We start from the raw sequence: 696 nt of genomic DNA on the forward strand, positions 1-696 counted from the left end.
GTGGCGCGCACCGGATCCGGCCGTCTGCGGGCGCTCGCCGGCGTGCTCGCGGCGGCAGCGATCGCCTCGGTGCCGGTCGCCCTGCGCGACGATCCCGGAATCGGCCTCATCGGCCCCGCGTGGATGTTCGCCGTAGTCTGGTCCACCGACATCGCCGCCTACTTCGCCGGCCGCAAGATCGGCGGCCCAAAGCTCATGCCCCGGGTCTCGCCGAACAAGACCTGGTCGGGCGCCATCGGCGGCCTGATCGGCGCTGTCGCCGCCGGATCGCTGGCTGCGATCGCCGCCGACCTTGCCGGGTTTGACCTGCCGAGCGCCGCATCCCTGCCGGTGGTCGCCGGGGTGAGCGCCCTGGCCTCCGTGCTGAGCCAGGCCGGCGACCTCGTCGAATCCGGCCTGAAGCGCCGCTACGGGGTGAAGGATTCGAGTAAGATCATCCCGGGCCATGGCGGCGTCATGGACCGGCTCGACGGATTTTTCGCGGTGGCCGTGCTGGCCGGGCTCTATCTCGCCCTGCGCGGAAGCGGTCTCATACCGTGACGATGAGGGAGTTTCACCCGTGACCCAGATCGTCACCGTCTTCGGCGCCACCGGCTCGATCGGCCGCTCCACCGCCGACCTGCTCGCCCAGCACCCGGACCGGTTCCGCACCGGCGCCGTCGTCGGCGGCCGCGACGCGGTCGCGCTGGCCAAGGT

Annotated in this window: 1 protein-coding gene and 1 pseudogene; both read left to right on the forward strand. The window is 72.0% G+C overall.

What is annotated here, in order from left to right:
* Positions 1 to 540, forward strand: a 540-nt coding sequence (locus tag FV228_RS31655) for a CDP-archaeol synthase (RefSeq protein ID WP_147857967.1), incomplete at its 5' end; no start/stop codon positions are given.
* Positions 541 to 559: 19 nt separating this feature from the next.
* Positions 560 to 696: pseudogene (locus FV228_RS31660) on the forward strand (1-deoxy-D-xylulose-5-phosphate reductoisomerase); the annotation flags it as partial.

It is taken from the genome of Methylobacterium sp. WL18, from assembly GCF_008040015.1.
Classification (GTDB): Bacteria; Pseudomonadota; Alphaproteobacteria; order Rhizobiales; family Beijerinckiaceae; genus Methylobacterium; species Methylobacterium mesophilicum.